General features: G+C 36.4%; 25 protein-coding genes. 11 read left to right on the top strand and 14 right to left on the bottom strand.

Translation table 11 applies throughout. From position 1 onward, the window contains the following. Window positions 1–5: 5 nt before the first annotated feature. From miaA to JJL45_RS13840, 7 genes are all read right to left on the bottom strand, one after another. Window positions 6–932, bottom strand: a complete 927-nt coding sequence (gene miaA, locus JJL45_RS13870) for a tRNA (adenosine(37)-N6)-dimethylallyltransferase MiaA (RefSeq protein WP_068602461.1) — start codon at window positions 930–932, stop codon at window positions 6–8. A gap of 528 nt (window positions 933–1,460) precedes the next feature. Beyond that, a complete protein-coding gene (locus JJL45_RS13865; protein WP_068601903.1) occupies window positions 1,461–2,300 on the bottom strand; it encodes an ion transporter in 840 nt (279 codons plus the stop codon). A gap of 34 nt (window positions 2,301–2,334) precedes the next feature. Beyond that, window positions 2,335–3,702, bottom strand: a complete 1,368-nt coding sequence (locus tag JJL45_RS13860; protein ID WP_068601905.1) for an exonuclease domain-containing protein — start codon at window positions 3,700–3,702, stop codon at window positions 2,335–2,337. Between the two features lie 91 nt (window positions 3,703–3,793). Continuing rightward, window positions 3,794–4,147, bottom strand: coding sequence for a four helix bundle protein (locus JJL45_RS13855; protein ID WP_068601907.1), 354 nt, complete (start codon window positions 4,145–4,147; stop codon window positions 3,794–3,796). A 50-nt stretch (window positions 4,148–4,197) separates the two neighbouring features. Further along, entirely contained in the window at window positions 4,198–4,857 is a 660-nt protein-coding gene (locus JJL45_RS13850) for a YggS family pyridoxal phosphate-dependent enzyme (protein ID WP_068601909.1), read from the bottom strand. 175 nt (window positions 4,858–5,032) lie between these two features. Beyond that, window positions 5,033–5,923, bottom strand: coding sequence for a 3-hydroxyacyl-CoA dehydrogenase family protein (locus tag JJL45_RS13845; protein ID WP_068601911.1), 891 nt, complete (start codon window positions 5,921–5,923; stop codon window positions 5,033–5,035). Then, a complete protein-coding gene (locus JJL45_RS13840; protein ID WP_068601913.1) occupies window positions 5,924–6,883 on the bottom strand; it encodes a Gfo/Idh/MocA family protein in 960 nt (319 codons plus the stop codon). A 157-nt stretch (window positions 6,884–7,040) separates the two neighbouring features. On the opposite strand from JJL45_RS13840, the gene JJL45_RS13835 reads away from it, so the two are divergent. Then, window positions 7,041–7,682, top strand: coding sequence for a protein-L-isoaspartate(D-aspartate) O-methyltransferase (locus JJL45_RS13835; RefSeq protein WP_068601915.1), 642 nt, complete (start codon window positions 7,041–7,043; stop codon window positions 7,680–7,682). Here JJL45_RS13835 and JJL45_RS13830 read toward each other — a convergent pair. The 3 genes from JJL45_RS13830 to JJL45_RS13820 all read right to left on the bottom strand — a co-directional run bounded on the left by JJL45_RS13830 (window position 7,679) and on the right by JJL45_RS13820 (window position 9,053). Continuing rightward, window positions 7,679–8,251, bottom strand: coding sequence for a hypothetical protein (locus JJL45_RS13830; protein WP_068601916.1), 573 nt, complete (start codon window positions 8,249–8,251; stop codon window positions 7,679–7,681). The genes JJL45_RS13835 and JJL45_RS13830 overlap by 4 nt on opposite strands. Before the next feature lie 53 nt (window positions 8,252–8,304). Further along, window positions 8,305–8,763: an SsrA-binding protein SmpB gene (gene smpB, locus JJL45_RS13825; RefSeq protein WP_067145828.1), complete on the bottom strand. Its 459-nt coding sequence runs from the start codon at window positions 8,761–8,763 to the stop codon at window positions 8,305–8,307. Window positions 8,764–8,843: 80 nt separating this feature from the next. Continuing rightward, window positions 8,844–9,053, bottom strand: coding sequence for a dodecin (locus tag JJL45_RS13820; protein ID WP_067145830.1), 210 nt, complete (start codon window positions 9,051–9,053; stop codon window positions 8,844–8,846). Between the two features lie 306 nt (window positions 9,054–9,359). Here JJL45_RS13820 and lpdA point away from each other — a divergent pair, with 306 nt between their 5' ends. Beyond that, window positions 9,360–10,760, top strand: a complete 1,401-nt coding sequence (gene lpdA / locus JJL45_RS13815; RefSeq protein WP_068601919.1) for a dihydrolipoyl dehydrogenase — start codon at window positions 9,360–9,362, stop codon at window positions 10,758–10,760. Between the two features lie 458 nt (window positions 10,761–11,218). Here the strand turns inward: lpdA and JJL45_RS13810 are convergent, their stop codons facing one another. The 4 genes from JJL45_RS13810 to JJL45_RS13795 form a co-directional block, all read right to left on the bottom strand. Continuing rightward, window positions 11,219–11,704, bottom strand: coding sequence for a threonine/serine exporter family protein (locus JJL45_RS13810; protein ID WP_068601921.1), 486 nt, complete (start codon window positions 11,702–11,704; stop codon window positions 11,219–11,221). 3 nt (window positions 11,705–11,707) lie between these two features. Continuing rightward, window positions 11,708–12,481 carry a threonine/serine exporter ThrE family protein gene (locus JJL45_RS13805; protein WP_068601922.1) on the bottom strand — a complete coding sequence of 258 codons (774 nt, stop codon included), beginning with the start codon at window positions 12,479–12,481 and terminating at the stop codon, window positions 11,708–11,710. A gap of 93 nt (window positions 12,482–12,574) precedes the next feature. After that, window positions 12,575–13,930, bottom strand: coding sequence for a DEAD/DEAH box helicase (locus tag JJL45_RS13800; protein WP_068602462.1), 1,356 nt, complete (start codon window positions 13,928–13,930; stop codon window positions 12,575–12,577). 86 nt (window positions 13,931–14,016) lie between these two features. Then, window positions 14,017–14,907, bottom strand: coding sequence for an aldose 1-epimerase family protein (locus tag JJL45_RS13795; protein ID WP_068601924.1), 891 nt, complete (start codon window positions 14,905–14,907; stop codon window positions 14,017–14,019). Between the two features lie 78 nt (window positions 14,908–14,985). Here JJL45_RS13795 and pabB point away from each other — a divergent pair, with 78 nt between their 5' ends. The 9 genes from pabB to JJL45_RS13750 all read left to right on the top strand — a co-directional run bounded on the left by pabB (window position 14,986) and on the right by JJL45_RS13750 (window position 25,402). Beyond that, the gene (gene pabB, locus JJL45_RS13790) at window positions 14,986–16,293 is read left to right on the top strand and encodes an aminodeoxychorismate synthase component I (protein ID WP_068601926.1); all 1,308 of its coding nucleotides are present in this window, start codon (window positions 14,986–14,988) and stop codon (window positions 16,291–16,293) included. Window positions 16,294–16,366: 73 nt separating this feature from the next. Next, complete coding sequence (locus tag JJL45_RS13785) at window positions 16,367–16,609, top strand: hypothetical protein (RefSeq protein ID WP_068601928.1); 243 nt, start codon at window positions 16,367–16,369, stop codon at window positions 16,607–16,609. A 129-nt stretch (window positions 16,610–16,738) separates the two neighbouring features. Then, on the top strand, window positions 16,739–18,052 hold the full coding sequence (gene tilS / locus JJL45_RS13780) for a tRNA lysidine(34) synthetase TilS (protein ID WP_068601930.1): 1,314 nt from the start codon (window positions 16,739–16,741) through the stop codon (window positions 18,050–18,052). 6 nt (window positions 18,053–18,058) lie between these two features. Beyond that, window positions 18,059–19,684 carry an adenine deaminase gene (gene ade / locus JJL45_RS13775; RefSeq protein ID WP_068601932.1) on the top strand — a complete coding sequence of 542 codons (1,626 nt, stop codon included), beginning with the start codon at window positions 18,059–18,061 and terminating at the stop codon, window positions 19,682–19,684. 293 nt (window positions 19,685–19,977) lie between these two features. Continuing rightward, entirely contained in the window at window positions 19,978–20,940 is a 963-nt protein-coding gene (locus JJL45_RS13770) for a YheT family hydrolase (RefSeq protein ID WP_068601934.1), read from the top strand. 101 nt (window positions 20,941–21,041) lie between these two features. Further along, complete coding sequence (locus tag JJL45_RS13765; protein WP_068601935.1) at window positions 21,042–21,497, top strand: (2Fe-2S)-binding protein; 456 nt, start codon at window positions 21,042–21,044, stop codon at window positions 21,495–21,497. A gap of 20 nt (window positions 21,498–21,517) precedes the next feature. Then, on the top strand, window positions 21,518–23,737 hold the full coding sequence (locus tag JJL45_RS13760; protein WP_068601937.1) for a xanthine dehydrogenase family protein molybdopterin-binding subunit: 2,220 nt from the start codon (window positions 21,518–21,520) through the stop codon (window positions 23,735–23,737). Between the two features lie 17 nt (window positions 23,738–23,754). Further along, window positions 23,755–24,777: an XdhC family protein gene (locus tag JJL45_RS13755; protein ID WP_068601938.1), complete on the top strand. Its 1,023-nt coding sequence runs from the start codon at window positions 23,755–23,757 to the stop codon at window positions 24,775–24,777. A 4-nt stretch (window positions 24,778–24,781) separates the two neighbouring features. Continuing rightward, a complete protein-coding gene (locus tag JJL45_RS13750) occupies window positions 24,782–25,402 on the top strand; it encodes an NTP transferase domain-containing protein (RefSeq protein ID WP_202664176.1) in 621 nt (206 codons plus the stop codon). The last annotated feature ends 15 nt before the right edge of the window (window positions 25,403–25,417 follow it).

The following is a 25,417-nucleotide window of genomic DNA, read 5'->3' as shown; positions in this document are numbered from 1 at the left end:
GATGTTTATTCTAGAGTTTCAACCTGTGTCTTTTCAATAGCTTTAAGCATAGTATCTAAAGGATCTAAATAATCAAACCACAAAGTTTCTTCATTTCGTTTAAACCAAGTCAATTGGCGTTTAGCAAAACGGCGTGAATTTTTTTTGATTTCTGAAATAGCAAAATCTAAAGGCCATTCTCCATTTAGATAATTAAATATTTCTTTGTAACCAACCGTGTTTAGAGCGTTTAAGCTTTGATATTCTTGCAAACGTTTCACTTCTTCTAGTAAACCTTGTTCCATCATAATATCCACACGTTTATTGATACGGTCGTAGATAATTTCACGATCGGCGGTTAAGCCAACGGTTATGGTTTTGAAGTGTCTTTTTTCTTTGCCTTTATTTAAAAATGATGCATATGGTTTATTGGTGCCAATACATATTTCTAAGGCTCTAATCACGCGATGCGGATTGTCAATCGCGATGGTGTTGTAGCTTTTTAGATCTAAGTCCTTAAGTTTGTTTTGTAACACTTCTAAACCTTCTTTTTCCAGTGTTTTATTCAGGTTTTTTCGGATACTGGGATCGACTTCGGGAAAATAATCCAAGCCTTTAGTTACGGCATCGACATATAAGCCTGAACCTCCAACCATAATCACGACATCGTGTTTTTGAAATAAGTCATTCAAACAACTTAAAGCCTCTTTTTCGAAAGCACCAACATTGTAATTTTCTTGAATGGATTTATGCTGAATGAAATGATGAGGTGCTGCGGCAAGTTCGTTTGGGGTAGGAGCCGCGGTTCCGATACTCATTTCTTTGAAAAACTGACGTGAATCGGCCGAAATGATTTCGGTTTGAAAATGTTGCGCGAGCTTAATGCTTAACGCCGTTTTTCCTATGGCCGTAGGTCCAACAACAGCAATTAAATATTTGGCTTTTGAATTGATGACGTTTGCGTTTAAATATTTTGTAAAGTTATATTGAAAAAGGGATTGCACAAAGGTTTCGAGATAATTTGTGAACTGGGTTCTGAAAATAACTTAAAAATGTACTTCGACAGGCTAGTGTGACAAGAGAACTTCTATTTGTGTTTTGATTTAAATTGATGTCTAGAAATTTCATTTTAATACTAAAGCTGATTACAGAATTTGTTGTAAGGTTGGTCTTGTCGAAACTTTTTAAGATGTTCTGTTTAAAAATACCCCTGTGGTCACCTCTAAAGGACAACACTACCTAAGAAGATTAAGAATTAGTAATTTGATTTCTATGCCTGTATTTTTAAGAAAGCTCTAACCACAGCTGAACGCCCGCGTTAAGGATTGAAGTGGAAATCCTTTTTAAACTTGGTTAGATGATTTATTAATGCAAAAAAAATGAGGCTTGGGTGTGGAAAATAATGATGTTAAAACAATTTTTTTAAAAAGATTTCAGCGGAAAGCCTGACCCCGCCAGAGCGGGGTAACGCCCAAAAGACCCTAAAGTTTTTCGCTACATCGGTAACAAAATTTTGCGCCTTCTCGATGACTTTCAGCCAAACAGTTGGGACAAATTTTTTGAGGTGTTTCTGGCGTCTTTTCGTTCGTTTTTTTTGTGCTCGATGCTTGGTTACTGTATTCTACAGATACGATACCTGTTGGAACTGCAATAATGCCATAACCTAAAATCATAATCATGGCTGCAATAAATTGTCCTAATGGGGTTTGTGGCGCAATATCACCAAAACCTACTGTGGTAAGGGTTACGATACACCAATACACACTTTTAGGAATGTTTGTAAAACCATTTTCTTCACCTTCAACCATGTACATAATGGTACCTAGAATAACAGCAATGATGAGTACGGCAAAGAGGAATACTGATATTTTGGCACGACTGGCTTTTAAAGCATTTAATAGGTTATGAGAAGCTCCTAAATACCTGCCGAGTTTTAAAATTCTGAAAATACGAAGCAATCTTAAGGCACGTAACGCTGCCAAAGCATGAATCCCACCAAAGAATAAAGAGATGTATTTGGGTATGGTAGACAGTAAATCGATGAGTCCGTAAAAACTAAAAATATATTGCCAAGGTCTTTTTGCTGTCACCACACGAAGGATGTACTCTATGGTAAAGAGAATGGTGATAATCCATTCAGAAATATTTAAAAACGTATGATAATGCTCGTCGATGCTTTTTACGCTCTCTAACATAACTAGTAAAATACTAGCGATTATGGTATAGAGTAAAACAACATCAAACAGTTTTCCTGCAGGCGTGTTAGTACCGTAGATAATAACAAAAAGCTTGGTTTTCCAATTTTTTTTAGGAGTCGTCATAACATCAAAAATAAGAAAAGAATTGTAGGTTTTGCTATTTGTCTATGACTACAATTTTTAAACGCTTGTTTCTTCGCATATAGCTTTGAATAATATGCTGCGTATCGCGATTATTTTCCATGGGCGTGATAATGGATTCGAGAACTTCGAGATTATTAATTTGGTAATTTAAGTTGAAGAATCCGATGCCTTTAAAAAGTCCGTTTTCAATAAGAATAGCGCTGCGCTCATCAACTTCGCGACCGCGATCTACAATAACCATGTTTTTATTAGCATAACTGTATTTTTCTATTAAGGCTAGCACACGTTTGTTATAATCTTCTGGCGATTCCTCTTGAATACAGGCGCCATGACAGCTTTTAATATCGTAATGAAAACAGCTGGTTTTAGTTTTGTATATACCTGCAAGTTTCTGGCAGAGTTGAAATTCTTCAACGGCTCGGGTAATAAAGCTTTTACCGCTTTGCAGGTTACTAAAAGTGGTTATGGCTTTTTTTCGACCATCGGCCTTGTCTATTTTTAAATTGATATAACCGTTTTCGTCTACAAAACGATAAAGGGCATAATTAAATATTGAACGACGTAAAGCACGATTAAATCTGGGTTTTAAGCGTTTTATAGCTTCACTTTCCTTTAAAAGCGCCACCAATTCACTACCTGTGGCTTCGTAGGTTACCGAGGTTACTTTAGCTTGAATTCGTTTTGCTTTGGTATTGGTATTTGTAAAATGCTGATTGATGCGTTTTTTAATATTGTTGCTTTTGCCTATGTAAATAATCTCGCCATCTTCTTGGTGAATGTAATAAACGCCCGTAATGGCCGGCATATCAGCAATAATATCTAGATGTTTAGGTTCTAGTTTTTGTTTCGGACTTGTTTTTATAGCGTTTTTAATGATGGTTTTATTGGTGTCTTTATCCAATAGTAATTTGAATAATTTCACCGTTGCTAAAGCATCACCCGAGGCACGGTGCCTGTCGGTAACAGGAATGCCTAAGGAACGCACTAACTTGCCGAGGCTATATGAAGCTTGTCCGGGAATTAAATCTTTTGCCAATTCTACAGTACACAGGGATCTGCGTTCGTACTCAAAACCTAAACGTCTAAATTCTGTACACAGAATGCGGTAATCGAATTGGGCATTATGAGCCACTAGAATGCAATCTTCGGTAATTTCAACAATACGTTTGGCAACTTCGTAAAATTTAGGTGCATTCCGTAGCATATTGCTGTTTATTCCGGTAAGATTCACTACAAAGGGCTGAATTTCACGTTCCGGATTAATCAAGCTTATAAATTGATCGACCACTTCATGACCGTCGTATTTATAGATGGCTATTTCGGTAATGCCTTCTTCATTAAATTTACCTCCCGTTGTTTCTATGTCTAATATTGCGTACAAATAAAAATAAGTTATAAGTTAAAAGTTGGAAGTTAGAAGTTAGAAGATGAAAGTTAAAAACTAAAAGTTAAAAGTTAAAAGTTGGAAGTTACTAAATTTTAGACTTCATGGTATTGATTGTAGAAACTAACATTTTTATCAGTTCCTTGTTGTGGTTAATTAAGAGGTTAAAATCTTCTATTTTTATAAATTCAGTGTCTTTAAGTAATAATAGCCAATATTCGGTTTCGTTTGCTTCTTTTAAAGCAATACTCATTTTATTAATGAAGTCTTTATTCGATTGTGCAAACTCCGCCTCTCTAATATTAGCACCAATAGATGTTCCGCTTTTAAGAAGTTGTCTAGATAAAGTATATTCTTTCTTTTCGGATGAAATGATTTTATAAGTTTTCACAATTAAAACAGCAAAATGATAACTTTTATTCTTTAAAATAGATTCCCTCATAAACTGTTTTTTGCATTTTTAACTATTAACTATTAACTGTTCACTATTCACTATCGAAGTCCAAATATACTACTTCCAACACGAACCATAGTGCTGCCACAATCTATAGCTAATTGATAATCGCCACTCATGCCCATGGAAATGGTTTGCAGTTTACAGTTTTCGTTTTCTATGTGTTTTAGGGATTCAAACACCGATTTTAAGGTGCTGAATTCTGTCTTTACTTGGTTTTCATCTTCCGTAAATGTTGCCATGCCCATGAGTCCGGTTACTCGAATGTTTTTTAATGCTGAAAAGGCTTCCGATTTTAAAATCGCTTCAGCATCACTTGGTGTCATGCCAAATTTTGAATCTTCCGAAGCTATCTTTATTTGAAGCAAACAATCAATAATACGGTCGTGTTTTTTGGCTTGCTTATCAATTTCATTTAATAGCTTTACATTATCGACACCGTGAATTAGGTTGACAAATTCAGCCATGTATTTCACTTTATTACGTTGCACATGACCAATCATATGCCACTGAATATCTTTAGGCATGGTTTCGTGTTTTTCAACCATTTCCTGGATTTTATTTTCTCCAAAAATGCGTTGTCCAGCATCGTAAGCTTCCATTAAATCGCTTACAGGTTTGGTTTTAGAAACCGCTACCAAAGTGACATGCTTTGGTAAGGTTGATTGTATGTGTTTCAGGTTTTCTGAAATAGTCATTATTAGCTTTTTTTTCTTGAAGCAGTAAAAGCAACAAGGGTTTTAAAGTTTAGCTGTCATTCAGACGAAGTATGAGGAAGAATCTCTATATAGTGAGATTTCTCGTCTTTCGTTCCTCCTTCCTTCGAAATGACAAAAAACTTAAAATATATTATTTTTTATATTGTAGTTCAGGTCATTTTAAAAACTGAGTAGCAATTTTTTCGGCTTTTTTACTTTCCGAGTAATCGTAAAAGCCTTCGCCGGACTTAACGCCTAATTTTCCAGCACGCACCATATTAACTAATAGGGGACATGGAGCGTATTTAGGGTTTTTAAAGCCGTCGTACATCACATTTAAAATGGATAAACAGACGTCCAAACCAATAAAATCGGCTAATTGTAAAGGTCCCATAGGGTGTGCCATGCCGAGTTTCATTACGGTATCGATTTCATAAACACCTGCCACGCCATTGTATAAGGTTTCAATCGATTCGTTAAGCATAGGCATCAAAATACGGTTGGCAACAAAACCAGGGTAATCATTAACTTCCACTGGTACTTTGCCCAAAGTTTCAGAAAGATCCATGATGGTTTTAGTAACCGAGTCACTGGTATTATACCCACGAATAATCTCAACCAACTTCATAATTGGTACAGGATTCATGAAATGCATGCCAATAACACGTTCTGGGTTTGAAGTAGCCGCTGCGATTTGCGTAATGGAAATGGATGAAGTATTCGTTGCTAGAATGGCTGTTTCTAAGCTTGCTTCGTCTATTTCTTTAAATATTTTGAGTTTTAAATCTAAATTTTCGGTAGCCGCTTCAACGATTAAATCGGCTTTAGCAACACCTTCTCTTAGATTTGTAAAGGTTTTTATATGGTCTAGGGTAGCTGTTTTATCGGTTTCTGTAATTTTTTCTTTAGCAACCATACGGTCCAAATTGGTAGAAATGGTTTGCATGCCTTTTTTAATGGCTTCTGGATTTACATCAATCAATTGTACATTAAAACCGCTTTGTGCAAAGGTATGTGCGATACCGTTGCCCATAGTTCCTGCACCTATAACTGCTACATTTTTCATCTAGAAACAATTTATAATTTGAGTAGCGACGCGAAGCGCTTCGGTGCCATCGTGTAAAGATACGATTGGCGTTTCGTTGTTATTTACAGCATCAGCAAAGGTTTCTAATTCGTCTAAAATCGAATTGTTGTCTGGAACCTCTGGGTTATCAAAGTAGATTTGTTTTTTAACACCTTCAGCATTCTGAAGAATCATATCGAAATCTCCAGGAGTTTCTGGGGCGTCTTTCATTTTTACGACCTCACATTTTTTAGTTAGAAAATCTACCGAGATGTAAGCATCCTTTTGAAAGAAACGGGCCTTACGCATTTTTTTAAGTGAAATACGACTCGCCGTTAAATTGGCAACACAGCCGTTTTCAAATTCTAGTCGGGCGTTCGCGATATCTGGTGTTTCGCTAATCACGGCAACACCACTAGCCGAAATGTGTTTTATTTTAGATTTTACAATGCTTAAAATAATATCAATATCGTGAATCATTAAATCTAAAACCACAGGTACATCGGTACCTCGAGGGTTAAATTCTGCCAAACGATGTGTTTCGATAAACATGGGCGATTTAATATGATCTTTAACCGCTGTAAACGCTGGATTAAATCGCTCTACGTGACCTACTTGTCCGCGTAAATTATGTTCAGCCAGTAGTTCACGAATGTGTTCGGCTTCTTCTACGGTATTAGTAATGGGTTTTTCTATAAATATATGTTTGCCTTTGGAAATGGCTTGTTTAGCGCAATCGTAATGCGAAAGTGTCGGGGTAACAATATCAACGATATCTACAGCATCTATAAGCGCGTCAATTGAGTTGAAAAATTTATATCCAAATTCCGCTTCAACCTTTTTACCATTTTCTTCATTGGCATCATAAAAACCAACAAGATTATATTTTTCAGATTGATTAAGAAGTCTTAAATGAATTTTACCTAAGTGTCCTGCACCTAGTACTCCAGCTTTTAGCATAATTTTTTAGGTTTTCAACAAAAATAAGATAATTAAAGTATGATAGTGGGATTTAGGTTTATTTTTTGGTCTGATAAAAAGTAAAAATAAAAATACAAAAAATGGTTTTGCACTTAAGCAGCTTCGCGTATTTTTGTAGACCAAACTCCCAACCAATTTGAAAGATACGTACAGACATCAAGGTTTACGACAACAGCTTGTCAATGTTTTAATTAACAAAGGCATAAAAGATCAAAATGTATTGAAGGCGATAGGAAATATTCCACGTCATTTATTTATGGATTCTAGCTTTTTAGACCATGCCTACCAAGATAAAGCCTTTCCAATTGCGGCCGATCAAACCATTTCGCAACCTTATACTGTAGCTTTTCAATCGGAATTACTTCAAATAAAACGTGGCGATAAAATTTTAGAAATAGGCACCGGAAGCGGTTACCAAACAGCTGTTTTATGTGAGTTAGGTGCTAGAGTTTACAGCATTGAGCGTCAAAATGAACTGTTTAAAATAACCAGTCGTTTTTTACCAAAATTAGGATATCGTGCTAAAAAGTTAATTTTTGGTGATGGTTATATTGGGTTGGAGGAAGAAGCGCCTTTCGATGGCATTATTGTAACAGCCGGAGCTCCTTTTGTACCTAAACCGTTATTGAAACAATTAAAAGTAGGAGGTAGGCTCGTCATTCCTGTGGGCGATGATGTGCAAATCATGACCATGTTTACAAGAAAAGGTCCAAAAGAATTCGAACAAGAAGAATTTGGAGAATTTAGATTCGTACCCTTGTTAGAAGATAAAAACTAGATTTTTTTTCGAGGCGGCAAATAATCTTTTGGGATGAGGTTGCGATAAGTTTCATGGGTCCAATAGATATTGATAATCCACCAACGCTCTTCATCGTATAAAAGTTGAATGCTGTTAATGCCTCTTAAAAAAGGTTCTTCGTCTGAGGTTTTATGGTAGGCTTCAAACGTACTGAAGGCGTGGGCCATATTACCATATATTTCAGTTTTTCTGTGAATTTCATTTTGGATGAAACCGTTGTTTTTAAACCAATCACTAGATTTTTTCTTGTATTCATCGGGCGATAAATATCCCACGTGGTAAACCCCCATTTTGTCTTTTCCGCAAGGAATTAATTTAGCATCTTTTTTAAATAAATACTTGAATTGCTTCCAGTTTCTAACCGTGTCCTTTTTAGCAGAAATGACTTTATAAAAACTTTTTATGGTGCCGTCTAGAGTTAACACGGCTTCTTTATCTATTTTGAATTCTACTTTTTTTACAGCAGTAGTATCCGTTTTGGTAGCGTCTTGGGCTTGTAAGCTAAATGTTATGACAAAAACAAAAAGTAAGGATAGATTTTTTAACATGAGGTTAGAATTGATTTTTTTATCCGCATCAAATTTAAAGCCAAAAGTCAGCACTACTTGTATATTTTTTTAACGCGATCAAGGTTTCTTTTGTTGTCGCGATCTTTAATTGTTTCACGTTTGTCGTATAACTTCTTACCCTTAGCTAAAGCAATGTCTAGCTTAGCGTAACCCTTGTCGGTAATAAACATGCGTAGAGGTATAATAGTAAGTCCTGTGTTTTGAACTTCCTTATTCAGCTTTTTTAGCTCCTTCTTATTTAATAAAAGTTTGCGTTCGGCTTTGGGTTTATGGTTGTAGTAGGTGCCATAAATATATTCCTCAATGGTCATATTAATCACAAAGAGTTCGCCTTTGTCATTAAATTCACAAAAACTTTCGGCTATAGACGCGCGACTGTTTCTAATCGATTTTATTTCGGTACCCGTTAGTACTATGCCTGCCGTGTACTTGTCTAAAATTTCATATTGAAACCGTGCCTTTTTATTCTGTATGTTTATCTTTTTCTGCATGAAGCACAAAACTAAACAATTTTTAATTTGTGTCTTAAATATTGTGCCTTTTCATTGCATAAATTGTAAGCGGCCTTACTTTAATCGTTCATGGTAAAGCCAATTTTAAGCGTCACTTGCCAACGACCCACTTTGCCGTTTTCAATATTTCCACGGGTGTTGGTCACCTCAAACCATCTTAAGTTTTGAATACTTTTTGAAGCTTTTGCTAAAGCATTAGAAACGGCGTCATCGCTAGATGTGTTTGATGTTCCTACAATTTCGATAATTTTATAAATATGATCTTCCATGATAAATGATTTTTTTAAGAATTAATACATATAAAATATGAAAAAACTGATGAATATATTGGTTTTTAGTTCGTAAATCGGATAAGTAGTAGTCTTTATGTTAAAATTTTAAACAAATCACATACGAAAACGTTATAGAAATATTTTGGTATTTAGAATGATTATTAAGATAATTAGGAAAATTTATCATCTTAAATTTAGAAATTGCCAATTCAACTTATAAACCCTTGTTTTTTATTGTTGAAGCGTAAAACATTCGTATTTTTGATTCTGACATTAATTTAAGATAATTACAATAAATATATTATGAATTCATACGATGTAGCCGTTATTGGCTCGGGTCCTGGAGGATATGTAGCAGCGATTCGTTGCGCACAATTAGGCATGAAAACGGCCATTATAGAAAAGTACGCAACGCTTGGCGGAACCTGTTTAAATGTGGGATGTATCCCAAGTAAAGCGCTTTTAGATTCTTCACACCATTATGAAGATGCCGTAAAGCATTTTGAAGAACATGGTATTGAAATTCCAGGTGACATTAAAGTGAATTTGGAAAAAATGATCGCTCGTAAACAAGCGGTTGTTGATCAAACTACAGGCGGTATCGATTTCTTAATGAAGAAAAATAACATTGATGTTTATCAAGGTTTGGGAAGTTTTAAAGATGCCACACACATTACTATTGCTGGTGAAGAAACAACCGAAATTGAAGCTAAAAACACGATTATTGCTACAGGAAGTAAGCCATCGAGCTTACCGTTTATCAAATTAGATAAAGAACGTGTTATTACCTCTACTGAAGCTTTAAAATTAAAAGAAATCCCTAAACACTTAGTTGTTATTGGTGGTGGTGTTATTGGTTTAGAGCTTGGTCAGGTTTACAAACGTTTAGGTGCCGAGGTTACTGTGGTTGAGTATATGGACCGTATTATCCCAACTATGGATGCTGGTTTATCTAAAGAACTTAATAAAGTACTTAAAAAGTCGAAGTTTAAAATGAACTTGTCTCATAAAGTAAAATCTGTTGAAACCGTAGGAAATGAGGTTGTTGTAAAAGCAGATAACAAAAAAGGCGAAGAGGTTGAAATTAAAGGGGATTACTGTTTAGTTTCTGTGGGGCGTCGTCCTTATACAGACGGACTTAACGCTGAAGCTGCTGGTGTGAAATTAGACGATAGAGGTCGTGTTGAAGTAAATGATCACTTACAAACAAGTGCTTCTAATATCTATGCTATTGGTGATGTTGTAAAAGGAGCGATGTTAGCACACAAAGCTGAAGAAGAAGGTGTTTTTGTTGCCGAAACTTTAGCAGGACAAAAACCTCACATCGATTATAACCTAATTCCAGGTGTGGTTTACACATGGCCAGAGGTTGCTACAGTTGGTAAAACTGAAGAGCAATTAAAGGAAGCTGGAGTGGCTTACAAAACAGGATCTTTCCCAATGCGTGCTTTAGGTAGAAGTAGAGCGAGTATGGATTTAGACGGATTTGTAAAAATCTTAGCCGATAAAAATACAGATGAAATTTTAGGGGTACACATGGTTGGTGCTCGTGCTGCCGATATGATCGCTGAAGCGGTTGTGGCTATGGAGTATCGCGCTTCCGCGGAAGACATCTCTCGTATGTCTCATGCGCATCCTACATTTACTGAAGCGATTAAAGAAGCAGCTCTAGCAGCTACTGAAGATCGTGCGCTTCATATTTAATTTTTAGAGATTTTATTCTAACATATAAAACGAGGCAGTTTCATTGAAGCTGCCTCGTTTTTTTGTTTTGTTATTTTTAAGAAAGCTCGAATAGGTCTGTATAGTTGCAAATTTTAGGTGTTCGAGCGGAGTCGAGAACAATGTAATTTCAGTTAAGTTATTACTTCTCGACTCCGCTCGAAGAACGTAAAAGGTTAAATACCTCATTCCAAATAAACCTCTGAGGAACTCTGTGAATCCTCGGCGAGACTCTGTGTAACGTTTTACGATAGCCTTGTTTTTGAGTGTATCATCTTTAAGAAAGCTCGAATAGGTCTGTATAGTTGCAAACTTTTGGTGTTCGAGCGGAGTCGAGAACAAAGTAGTTTCAGTTAAGCCAAAACTTCTCGACTCCGAAGACCTTGGTTATATTTATGAACAACAATTTTGTGTTAACGATAATGAAGTCGTCTTCAGCCTTATCTCAACTGTTTAATACTCCCTTTATTCATAACTAATAGAGGCAACGCCACACCAAAAGTTAATCCCATTAATACATAAATCATTTTAAATCCGTGAGAGAACATGGCGTCTATGAGTAAAAGGCGCTTTTCGGGATCGGTTTCTACAAACACAAAATTCATTAAAGATAAAATGGTTTCATAGGCAAAATAACCGGGAATCATGGGAATCATGGTAGGAATAGAGAAAACTACTGGCGGATGATGAATTTTATGGGCGATAGGAATGCTTGCCCATCCTACAAATGAAGCAGCGGCCAAACTAGCCAATGCAATATGATGACCGTGGTGTAAAATGCTAAATTTGATTAAACCGGCTAAAAACCCCAAGATAAAAATGCTTAAAATGGTTTGTTTGGGTACGTTAAACAAAATACCAAAACCTACAGCGGCTATGCCAGACCAAAAGGAAACTTCTAATAAATGTAATAAAACTTCAGTCATACTTTAAACGCGGTTTATTGAAAAAATAGACATGGCCAAAAACAAACCTGTAGCAATGGCTAAAACAATCATCAATCCAACAGCAAAACGAGCCAGTCCATTCAAAATATTGTTTTCTAATAAATCTGTAAACGAATTGATTAGAGGCACTCCCGGAATTAAAAATAGGATGGAAGTGGCCAAAGCAGTTTGTGGATTAGCCCCAATATCATATACAATACCCAATGAAGCCACTAACGAAGCCGTGAGTGAAGCCAAAAATATACGAACGTATAAATTGTAATGTCTTTTATGTACTTGTTGTGAAACAAATAGCCCTATAAAAGCGCTCACAAAAGCGACGGTCATATTAAGGTAATCGCCTTTAAAAATATTGCAAAACCCAGCTACAGCAAAACTTACAGCAATTAGAACGACAATGTTGGGGTATTTGTCTAAGCCTTTAATGCGTTCAATTTCAGTTGTTATTTTGTCGATGTCCCAGTCTTCGCGCTGTGCTTTCCAACTGGCTTTACTAATTTCCGAAATGGTTTTAAAGTTTATGGCATGCGGAGGTAAATTGAATACTCTGGTGTCGCTAACTTTAGAGGACTCATCCGTTAAGGTCATAATAATGGTTTTTTGATGAATCCATGTATGAACCGTAAAGTTTAAAGCAGCGGCAAAACGATTAATACTTCTTTGGATTCTACTGGTGTTAGCTCCAGAAACCATTAAGAGGGATGCGATTTCTAAAAGTAAATGGGCAGTTTTAGCAAACTTTTCAGAATCTGACATACATTAAGCTATGTTTTATTTTTTGTAACATAATCTGACTTCTCTAGTTAATTAGAAAAGGATGATTAAAATTACAATAAATAAAGGGAAAAATTACTTTTTCTTATTGCGCTTATTGTAATTTTTATCGCCTCTAGTTTTAGGCTTTTTGTATTTAGCAGCGATTTTAAACTTATAAGAACCACCTAAATTTTCTTTAGAGTTTTTAGCTGATTTCTCATGGAAAGCTGGTCCAGGGACATCCTCGTCTTTACGCTTTGTAGGGTTGTTACGCTCTTTTATTTGCGGACGTTCTTCCTCAATTAGTTCTGTTGAAATTTTCACTTCCTCAGGCATTTCCAATACAGGAATTTGCATTTTCATTAAACTTTCAATCCCTTCAATAGCATCCTGGTCTTTTTCAGTTGTAAAAACTAAAGCTTCACCCAAACGTTCAGCACGACCGGTTCTACCAATACGGTGCATATAGTTTTCAGGATATTCTGGGGTGTCAAAATTAATAACATGGGATACATTATCAATATCCAATCCACGAGCCATCACATCGGTAGCAATTAAAATACGGTTGTGACCTTCTCTAAACTGTTCGATGCTTCGTAAACGGTAATTTTGTGTTTTGTTAGAGTGAATCACGCATAATTCTTCTTTGAAAAACTCGTCTAATTGCTCAAATAAACGGTCTGCCATACGTTTAAATGCTACAAAAATAAGCACTTTGTTATACTGCTCGGTGTCTTGCAGTAAGTTTGTAAGCAGGTTCACTTTTGTGTAAAAGTTAGGCACCTTGAAACGTACTTGATTAATGTTTTCTAGTGGTGTTCCAGAAACAGCAATGGATACACGTTCTGGATTTTTAAAGAAATCATTAATTAATAAATCCACATCCTGAGTCATAGTTGCCGAAAACATAATGTTTTGTCGGCGTTCTGGAAGAATATCGAAAATATTAATTAATTGGTGTCTAAACCCTAAGTCTAACATCACATCCACTTCATCAATAACTAATTTCTGAATGGATTTAAGTTGTAACACACGACTCAAAGCTAAATCGTATAAACGGCCTGGCGTGGCTACTAATATGTCTAAACCTTCGGCAATGGCTTGTTTTTGCGTGTTAATGTTGGTACCGCCATAAACCCCAAGCACACGATTATTAATGTATTTGGAAAGTTTTTCAATTTCTTCAACCACCTGTACAACCAATTCACGGGTAGGGACTAAAACTAAAACCCTCGGATTTTCTTGTCTGGAATATTTTAAGTTCTTTAAAATAGGTAGCATGTAGGCAAAGGTTTTTCCTGTACCTGTTTGTGCAATACCAATCACATCTTTTCCTGAAGCCACCACATTAAAGGCTTGCTCTTGGATGGGCGTAGGGGTTGTAAAACCTAAATCATCAAGGGCATTATATAATGGTGTGTTTAAGTTTAAATCTTGAAAATTTGCCATAAAAAGAAGGTTTCCGTAATTATTGTGCCAACCAAACAAGGTTTTAGCGTACTATTTAGCTGGCAAAGTTACGCTTATTATTCTATTTATGTTAAATGCGTTGTGGCAATTTCAATTGAATAGCTTGCTAAGTAAGACTTCTGGGCTTCCAGTTTTATAATCCCTTCTTTGGATTTAAAATCCTGATTGGTGTTTTCATGGTCTGCAATGCCTAGCCATGGTTCGATGCATACATAGTCGCCCGTAGGTTTTGCCCAAATACCTAAATACGGATAGTCAGGGTAGTTAACCGTTAAAATGGAGCCGTGATTCTTACTGTGTAAGGCTACTTTTTTCGATTTTAAATCTTTAAAAACAAGGGCATCGGCACGAAACAAATCATGAGTTAGCTGTAGTGTTTTTGTGTTGTTGAATATGGTTTTAGTTTCAGAAGAAATCAGTCCGTTTTCCATGTTTATCACATGGGTTTTGGTGTTTTCTTCTTGTTCAAATTCTAAGGTATAATTTTGGTAATCTTCATTTTCAAAAACAGGACATTTAAAAGCAGGGTGTCCGCCAAGCGAGAAATATATGGGTTTGGAGTCCACGTTCTTAACCTCGTGCGTAAGTGTTATTTTGTTTTCCTCTAAAGTGTAGGTGAGATAGAATTCAAACTTAAACGGATAGATTTTTAACGATTTTTCGCTGTAACCCAGTTTAAAAGTTAAGCTGTTCTCAGATTGTTTATGTAGCGTTACATCAGGGTTGTTTCTAACTAACCCGTGTTTTGGTAGCTGGAATGATTGCCCTTCAAACATATATGTACCATCTTTTAAGGCGCCAATAATCGGAAATAAATTGGGCGCATAACTGTACCAAACCTCAGGGTTCGCATCCCACATAAAATCAGTTTGATGTTTTTTAGAGCGTATTAGACATAATTCGGCACCTGTTTTTTTTACAGCGATTTCCAGGTATTCATTTTCTAATGTAAACATGACAGATTATTTAAACTAAGTTACAAATCTTGCAATTTTTTAAGTATTCTAAGTAACTTTACAGCATAAATTTTAAGCTTGAGAACAAAACAAATTTATCATTTAGATGATGTCGCTTCATTTAAGGAAAAAGCCTTGCAGTGGAGTTTGCAATACGACGACTTGGTCTGGCTAGATTCTAATCAGTATGATGAAAAATATTCAAAATACGATGCGGTTTTAGCAGTTGATGCCTTTACTTGTATTCAAACCGATTATTTTCAGGCTTTTGAAAAACTAAAGGAATATCAGACTTTAACTAAAGACTGGATCTTTGGGTATTTAACTTACGATTTAAAAAATGATGTTGAAGTACTCCAATCTGAAAACTACGACGGCTTAGGATTCCCAGATTTATACTTTTTTCAACCTAAAAAACTGTTTCTCTTTAAAGGTGAATCAGTTGAAATTCAGTATTTAAAAGCAGTTGATGACGAGCTTGAAACCGATATAAAAGCGATTCATAAATTTGAAGACAAGAGTCAGGACAAGGCATCTGAAGCCCTCAAAATAAAATTACGTATTCATAAAGATGCATACTGCGAAAAAGTGAATGCCATGCTAAAACATATTAAGCACGGTGCTATTTATGAAGCTAATTTTTGTCAGGAGTTTTATGCCGAAAACACGCAAATCAATCCTTTAGAAACTTATAAAAAATTAAATAGCATCTCCAAACCACCTTTTGCGTCTTTCATTAAAATGAACGATAAGTTTGTGCTAAGTGCCTCGCCTGAACGTTATTTGAAAAAGGATGGAGTACATGTCATTTCACAACCTATAAAAGGAACGGCTAAACGTTCTAAGGATCAGGAAAAAGACGAACAGCTAAAAAGCGATTTGTCTAAAGACGAAAAGGAACGCAGCGAGAATATTATGATTGTCGATTTGGTGCGCAACGATTTATCTAAAACCGCCATAAAAGGCAGTGTAAAGGTTGAAGAACTGTGTGAGATTTATACTTTCGAGCAAGTTCATCAAATGATTTCTACGGTAACTTCAACGGTTGAAGCCACCACGCACCCAGTTGATATTATTAAGAGTAGCTTTCCAATGGGAAGTATGACGGGGGCTCCAAAAATATCAGCCATGAAAATCATTGAAAACCTCGAAGAAACCAAACGCGGCGTCTATTCTGGAGCGATTGGTTATTTTACCCCGCAAAACGATTTCGACTTTAATGTGGTTATTCGAAGTATTCTTTATAACCAAAGTAATGGCTATGTGTCTTATTCGGTGGGAAGTGCGATTACAGCTAAAAGTGACGCCCTTCGTGAATATGAAGAGTGCTTGATAAAAGCTAAGGCGATGCGAGAGGCTTTGGAAAAAGATAACAAAACCCATTAAATGTCTTTCGCGGTTGGGAACATTAGGAAAAACGGGCAAATTTTCGGATACTTATAACTTAAATTCAAGGAAAATGGCAACTGTAGATAACATACGAAACGGATTGATAGACAAAATACTATCTATTAAAAATAAAGATTTTTTAGTCGCTCTTGACAAGTTAATTACTTCTAGTACTTCGGAATCTGATATTATTGAATTGATTGAAGCGCAAAAAAATAAGCTGGAAATGAGTGAACAGGATATCAAAAATGGGAAGCTAATTTCTCAAGAAGCCATGGACAAAAGAAATCTTGAATGGCTAAACGCTCTGTAATTTGGACTCGAACAGCCATTAAATTTTAATGCTACTGATTATAAAAATATCGCTCTGGCATATCGATTAACGCATATTCATCTTCAATGCGGTTAAACAAATAACCATACTAATTGTATATTTGGTGTTATGTTAGAAGGATTCAAAAAACACATTGAAAATCATTTTCATTTTTTAAAAGAGAAGAAGCTGCTTATCGCCATTTCAGGAGGTATAGATAGTGTGGTTTTAACACATTTATGTGATAAATCAGGCCTAAATATTACTATGGCGCATTGTAATTTTAACTTGCGCGGAAAAGAAAGCGATGCCGATGAATCTTTTGTGAAACAATTGGCAGATAAGCTAAATTTGGAGGTTTTTGTACAGCATTTTGATACTGAAAAGTACGCCAAAGATGAAAAGCGTTCCATGCAAATGGCAGCTCGTGAATTGCGCTATAATTGGTTTAATGAATTGTCGGAACAATTGGGTTTCGACTATATTTTAACTGCCCATCATGCCGATGATAATCTGGAAACTTTTTTAATTAATTTCACTAGAGGAACTGGTATTGAAGGTTTAACAGGTATTCCCGAAGTCAACCAAAAGTTTGTAAGACCCTTATTGAAGTTTTCGAGTGCTCAGATACACGATTTTGCCGAGGAAAACCAGATCGCTTGGCGCGACGATAGTAGTAATGCATCAGTAAAATACCTTAGGAATAAACTACGCCATGAGGTGATTCCTATTTTAAAAGAAATCAATCCGAGTTTGTTAAATAGTTTTGAAAATACGCTTCATAATTTACAAGGTGCTTCCGATATTATAGATGAGTCTATAAATGATTTTCTGAGTAAAACGATTGAGAATATTGACGATACCACCGTAAAATTTAAAATTTCAGAATTCAAAAAAAAGGCACAACCTAAAGCGTTTTTGTATGAAACTTTTAAAGATTTTGGTTTCACAGCCTGGGACGATATTTTAAACCTGCTGGATGCCGAAACAGGAAAACAAGTGCTATCAAATACATACCGCTTAATTAAAAATAGGGATCATTTACTGCTGAGTGAGATAGAGCAAGATGCAAGCGAAAATATTTCAATTTCCGAAGAAGAACGGACTAAGGAAACGCCTTTTGGAACTTTGGTTTTTAGTCAGGTTGATGCGGTGCTGGAAACCTCACCAGAAGTGATTTATGTTGATCAAAACCTATTGAAATATCCTTTAACCTTAAGAAAAAAACAGGAAGGCGATGTGTTTTATCCCTTGGGAATGAAGGGCAAAAAGAAATTGAGTAAGTATTTTAAAGACGAAAAAATGTCTTTGCTAGATAAAGAAAATGTCTGGTTGTTGTGCAGTGGAGACGCTATTGTTTGGGTAGTCAATAAACGCGCCGATAACCGCTTTAAAGTGACCTTAAACACCTCATCCATTTTAAAAATAGAAATTAAAAACTAAATCATTTTGAAACTACAAGGGCAGATTGTCGACATCCATCAAAAACGAATTTTTAAAGGGGAAATAACCTTCGAATCTGGAAAAATTGTTTCTATAGTTGAAAAGGATCATGAGGTGAATCATTATATACTTCCTGGATTTGTAGATGCTCATATTCATATTGAAAGTTCCATGTTAGTGCCTAGCGAATTTGCAAAAATGGCTGTCGCTCACGGTACGGTAGCTACGGTTTCCGATCCACATGAAATCGCTAATGTTTTAGGTGTTGAAGGCGTGGAGTTCATGATTGAAAATGGTGAAAAAGTACCCTTAAAATTTAATTTCGGAGCACCATCTTGTGTGCCAGCTACCAGTTTTGAATCGGCTGGTGCTGAAATTGATTCTGAAGACATCAAAAAACTTTTAGAGCTAGAGGATATAAAATATTTAGCCGAAATGATGAATTACCCAGGGGTGATTTTTGATGATGAAGAAGTACTTAAAAAAATTGCCTGGGCAAAGCATTTTAATAAACCTATTGATGGCCATGCGCCAGGACTGGTTGGAGATAAATTAACCAAATACATCAACGCTGGAATTTCAACCGATCATGAAAGTTTTACCTATGAAGAAGGCCTTGAAAAGCTTCAAAAAGGAATGAAAATCCTAATTCGTGAGGGTAGTGCTGCAAAAAATTTCGATGCATTAATCGATTTGGTGCCAGAACATTTTGAAAATATGATGTTTTGTAGCGATGATAAACATCCCGATGATTTGATGCTTGGTCATATCAATCAGTTGTGTGCTCGGGCAGTGAAAAAGGATATCGATCTGTTTAAGATTTTACAAATGGCCTGCATAAATCCGGTTAAACATTATAAACTAGATGTGGGTACTTTGAAAGTTGGTGAAGCAGCCGATTGTATCGTTGTTGAAGATTTGGTGAATTTTAAAACCCTCCAAACTTATATCGATGGGACTTTGGTATTTGATGAAGGCAGATCATTAATTTCACCAGTTTCATTTGAAAACTTGAATAACTTCAATTGCGATTTAAAAGAGGTTTCAGAGTTTAAAGTGATGTCTTCTGCTAAAGAAATACGTGTTATTGAAGCTTTAGAAGGGCAGTTAATCACGAATGAAATTATAGAATCTGTAACTATTGAAAACGGAAATTTAGTTTCAAATACAGATAAAGATGTTCTAAAAATGGCGGTTGTCAACCGTTACCAAAATCAGCCTCCAGCTTTGGCTTTTATTAAAAATTTTAATTTAAAGGAAGGCGCTATTGCAGCTTCAGTGGGGCATGATTCCCATAATATTGTTGCGGTTGGTGTTAGTGATGAGGCGATTTGCAAAGCCGTTAATTTAATTATTGAACATAAAGGTGGTGTTTGTGCTGTTTCTAATTCAAATTCAAAAATTTTACCACTCCCTGTGGCTGGTATTATAAGCGATCAAGACGGCCAAACGGTAGGTAAATACTATGCCGAACTCGATAAAATGGCCAAACAATTAGGCAGCACCTTAAATGCACCGTATATGACGCTCTCCTTTATGGCATTATTGGTAATTCCGTCGTTAAAATTAAGCGACAAAGGCCTTTTTGATGGAACGCATTTTAAGTTTGTTGATTTGGAAGTGGAAAGTTAAAAGGTTATAAAGACTCAAAGTTTCAAAGTTTCAAAGTTTCAAAGCTTCAAAGCTTCAAAGTTGGATAGTTTCTTAGTCAACAGTCACTAGTTAAAAGTTTGTTTGAAAACGCATTGTCATTCCGACGAAAGGAGGAATCTTTAAATGTCATTCCTGAATTAGCTAATATTGGAGCTACAGAGCTACAAAGTTTCAAAGTTGAATAGTTTCTTAGTTAACAGTTAACAGTTAAAAGTTGAAGAGTTTCATAGTTAGTAATAAAAAGTTAATTTTACTTATATCTTATATCCAACATGCCCGTAATCGAATCCACATACAAGCCTTCATTTCTGTTTAAAAACGGTTTCGTTTCAACGGTGTATTCTGGGTTATTTCGTCGTGTACAATTAACACAGGAGCGGGAACGCATAACTTTAAGTGATGGTGATTTTCTAGACTTAGATTGGAGTTATGCTACGGAGAAAACTAATAAACTCATCATTTTGCTTCACGGGTTGGAAGGTAGTGGAAACAGACCTTATATGACGGGGGCTGCAAAGCTTTTTAATGAAAATGGTATCGATGCTGTTTGTGTGAATTTTAGAGGTTGTAGTGGTGAAACCAATTTAAAATTTAGAAGTTACCATTCGGGAGCTACAGAAGATTTGGTAGATGTGATTTCACATGTTTTAAATCAAGAAAAGTATACCGACGTTTATTTAAAAGGCATCAGTTTAGGGGCAAACATGATTCTTAAATATTTGGGTGAGCGCGAAGCGGTTCCTCAAGAAATTAAAGCGGCCATTGCTGTTTCTGCACCATGCTATTTATATGGTTCTGCGAAAGAATTGCATACCATCAAGAATAAATTATATCATGATAGGTTTTTGAAACACCTTTCCAAAGCCTTAAAAAATAAGCAAAAACGCTTCCAAGAAGATTTAAGTTTGGAGCAGATTGAAAGCATAAAAACCTTGTTCGATTTTGATAACATATACACTTCAAACGCTCATGGTTTTAAAAACGGATTAGATTATTACGAGCAAGCGAGCAGTTTGCAATTTCTTCCCAAAATAAAAACACCAACGCTTATTATAAATGCGTTAAACGACTCGTTTCTTTCTCATGAGTGTTACCCCGTTAAAGAAGCTAAAAACAATCCGTTTCTACATTTAGAAATGCCTAAATATGGCGGGCATGTGGGGTTTATTTCTAAAAAAAATGTGTATTACAACGAAAAACGGGCATTGGAGTTTGTGCAAACTATGGTAAAATAGGTTGGTCTTTGGTTAATTTTATTACAGTTGGGCACTTGTTAATGTTATAAGTTAGCCTTTCTGAGACTGTAATTTTTACTAACTTCAAACAAAAAAGAAAAATGCCAACCTATCAGTTAAAAATAAATAGTAAAACCTATACCGTTGAAGCGGAGCCGGATACGCCACTTTTGTGGGTTTTAAGAGATCACTTAAAACTTATCGGCACCAAGTTTGGCTGCGGTATTGGGCAGTGTGGCGCTTGTACGGTACACATTAATGGTACGGCAACACGTAGCTGTTTGTTAGAGGTGCCTTTTGCTGTAAATGTAGAAATTACAACCATTGAAGGCCTCTCCAAAGATGGTGATCATCCCGTTCAGCAAGCATGGAAAACCATGGATGTACCGCAATGTGGCTACTGTCAGGCTGGACAAATTATGACAGCTTCTGCTTTTTTACAAAAAAATCCGAATCCCACAGATGAAGAAATAAGAAACGCTATGCATGGTAATATTTGCCGTTGTGCAGCTTATAATAACATTGAAGAAGCTGTTAAGTTAGCTTCAAAACAATAAACTAAACCAGTTCTAAAAACATGAAAACTTCAAACAAAAAAGTATTTAGTAGAAGGGCTTTTTTAAAATCTTCAGCATTAGCTAGCGGAGGTATGTTAATTGGTTTTAATTTGTTTCAAGCATGCAAAACAGATGTTGAGGTGCCTGTTGATATCAGTAAAATTCACTTTAACGATTTTAATGCCTTCATTAAAATTTCCGATGAAGGTATCGTTACCATATTTTCTCCAAACCCTGAAATCGGTCAGGGGGTTAAAACCTCCATGCCTATGATTATTGCTGAAGAATTGGATGTGGACTGGGAAAACGTTTATGTTGAACAAGCGCCTCTAGATACAAAAAATTACACGCGACAGGTTGCTGGTGGTAGCCAATCTATAAGGAGTTCTTGGGAGCCATTAAGACAAACGGGCGCTACAGCTAAACAAATGCTCATTAATGCCGCAGCAAAGGAGTGGCAGATTTCCCCCGAGGAATGTACCGCTAGATTGGGGGTTATTTCCAATCGAACAGGCGATACATTAGGTTACGGTGATGTCGTAAAACTTGCAGCAACCTTAGAGATTCCAGAAAATGTTAGCTTAAAAGATCCTAAAGATTTTAATATTATAGGTAAAGGCAAAGGGAATGTTGATGTCGATAAAATTGTAGTTGGGAAGCCTTTGTATGGTATGGATTATTCCGAAGATGGCATGCTTTACGCCTCGGTTTTAAGGCCACCGGCATTCGGTCAAAAATTGGAATCTTATGATGCTTCTGAAGCTAAAAGTTTGCCCGGTGTTGTCGATGTAATTACTATTGGGGAAAAATATAGGGCTTACAAAGCGGCCGGACATAAGAGTTGGGCAGCACAATTAAGCAGCAGTGATAAAGTCGTGGTTATTGCTAATACCACTTGGGATGCCTTTCGTGGTTTAAAAGCAATTAAAGCCAATTGGGTAGAGGAGTCGCCTTTAGAAAGTACCGAAGATTACGACGCTAAATTGTTAGCCTTGTTAGAAGGTAATAAATTCAATACCAGAAGATCAGATGGTGATGTTAAAAAAGCTTTCGCGGAAGCAGATAAAGTGATAGAACGTACCTATGAGGCACCATACTTACCACACAACTGTCTTGAACCTATGAATTTTTTTGCACACGTTACCGATGAAAAAGTACGCCTCATTGGACCTACGCAAACGCCTGAAGAGGCAGCAAAAAGTATCGCTCAACTATTGGTGCGGGATTTGGAAACTGTAGAGGTTAATATGACACGTATTGGCGGAGGTTTTGGAAGAAGGCTTTATACAGATTTTGTTTTTGAAGTGGCCGAAATTGCCGATGCTGTTCGAAAACCCATAAAAATGGTATCTGCTAGAGAAACCGATATGACCACGGGAGTATACAGACCTGCGGTGAAATATCGCATTGCTGCAGCCATTAAAAATGGAAAAATTACAGGCTATCACCTTAAAGAGGCCTGTGCTAATGGCAGTATGTATGGTATTATTGCCGATTTTTTTCCAGCTGGCGCCATAGAAAATTATCAAGTGGATAGTGCAACCTATAAAAACAGTATTACCACCGGGGCATGGCGAGCCCCATACACGAATTTTTTGGCAAGTGCTGAACAGAGTTTTTTCGATGAATTGGCTCAGGAGTTGAACATAGATCGCATTCAGTTACACTTAAATTTAATTCAAAACGTAAAAGGCACCACAGACGAGCGTATTCAATACAGTCCGGAGCGTTTAGAGGGTGTTATAAAATTGGTTGCCGAAAAAGCAAAATGGGGACAAACAAAACCAGGTGTTTACCAAGGTTTTTCAGTGTATTATAGTCATAACACCCATGTTGCCGAAATAGCTGAAATTGTTCTAGAACATGGCAATCCGATAGTTAAAAAAGTAACTTGCGCTGTAGATTGCGGCATTGTGGTGAATCCTACTGGGGCTTTGCAACAAGCTAAAGGCGGGGTGATTGATGGTCTTGGGCATGCTATGTACGCCGATTTATCGATTAAAGACGGCGTGCCACAATCCAATAATTTTAATAACTACCAATTAATAAGAATGGTGCAAACGCCAAAAGTTGATGTGCATTTTGTTGAAAGCGATATGGCACCAACGGGACTAGGCGAACCTACTTTGCCGCCAATAGGCGCTGCGGTTTCTAACGCCATATATGCCGCAACAGGAAAACGAATTTATAAGTTCCCCATTATGAAACATTTTAATGAGGAAGAAAAGGCATTGAGCTAATTAACGGAAAGCATTTTATGACTCACGAATTTAAAAATATCGTAAAAGCAGCTGTCGAGGCGAAGAAACGCAGATTAAAATCGGTGTTAGCTTCTGTTGTAGATTTAGATGGTTCTTCTTATCGCAGGCCTGGGGTTAGAATGCTTATTACTGAAAATGGCACGCTAACAGGAGCGGTAAGTGGTGGTTGTGTTGAAAAAGAAATTGTATTGCAAGCCGAATCTGTTTTTAAAACAGGTGAAGCAAAAATAATGACCTATGATGGTAGATACCGCCTAGGCTGTGAAGGTGTTTTGTATATTTTAATTGAGCCATTTGAACCGCACGTTTCTTTTGAAAGTGTTTTTAAAACCTGTTTAATGCTTAGAAAGTCTTTTCAGCTAAAATCGTATTACGAAAAAGAGGTGAAAATGTCAAAGGCCTTCGGAACTGTGGTTCATATAGATAATGAATTGTATCCTTTAAACCCTCATTTGGAAAATCAGAAACTAGATAATAAATCAATATTTAGTCAAACCATGCCGCCATGTTTTAAGCTGATTATTATTGGTGCCGAACACGATGCTGTACAATTGTGTAAATATGCTGCGTTAACAGGGTGGGAGGTCATTATTGTATCTAATATAAAAGAAGCTAAATCATTAAAAGAATTTCCTGGTGCGGAAACGTTATGGACAACAACACCAGAAACGGTAGATTTTAGTTTGGTAGATCAACAAACAGCTGTTGTGCTTATGACTCACAATTTCGCCTACGATTTAAGGTATTTAGTAGCACTTTCAAAATGTCATCCTAATTATATCGGTGTGTTAGGTCCAGCCAGACGGCGAGAAGATTTGTTATCGCAACTCATGACTTACTGTCTTGAGTTGGATACCGAATTTTTGGATTTAGTTCATGGTCCCGCAGGGTTAAATATAGGCTCTGAAACGCCTCAAGAAATTGCTGTGTCTATTGTTTCAGAAATTTTAGCTATCACCAGGAATAAACATCCCATGTCCTTGAGTGAAAAACAGGGGCGTATCCATCAAGAAAAATAAGGCTTTGCTTCAGTCAGATTCAAATATAGCCATCGTTGTTTTAGCCGCAGGGGAAGCTTCAAGAATGGGAAGTCCAAAGCAACTATTGTCATGGGGTGATGGGAGTCTTATTACACATGTGGTGCAACAAGCCCTTAGTACGTCTTCTTCAGAAGTCATGGTGGTTCTAGGGGCGCATTTTGAGGCTGTTCATCATACCATCAGTGACTTTCCTATTACTGTTTTACACAATCAAAATTGGCAAGCAGGACTAAGTCAATCTATAGTCTGTGCTGCTCAATATCTTCTGAAAGAAAATAAAGCCTACCAAGCTGCACTATTTCTATTAGCTGATCAACCTTTAGTGAGCTCAGAATATATAAATATGATGATTGAAAATTTTAAACCTCATCAAAAATGTATTTTGACTTCTACATACAAGGATGGTAAAAAAGGGGTGCCCGCCCTGTTTGATGCCTGTTATTTTAAAGGCTTAGCCGAATTATCTTCTCAAAACGGCGCACATCATTTTATAAAAAATCATAAGCCTTTTGTACAGTCGATTAATATGCCCTTTGAAAATTTGGATATAGACACTAAACAAGACTATATCACTTTATACCAGCGGTATTTCGGTGGTAAATAACTGAGAGGTTTAATT

Source organism: Tamlana sp. s12, assembly GCF_016767215.1.
Classification (GTDB): domain Bacteria; phylum Bacteroidota; class Bacteroidia; order Flavobacteriales; family Flavobacteriaceae; genus Pseudotamlana; species Pseudotamlana agarivorans.
The sequence above is the reverse complement of the archived record's forward strand: the minus strand, read 5'-3'. Positions and strand labels throughout refer to the sequence as shown.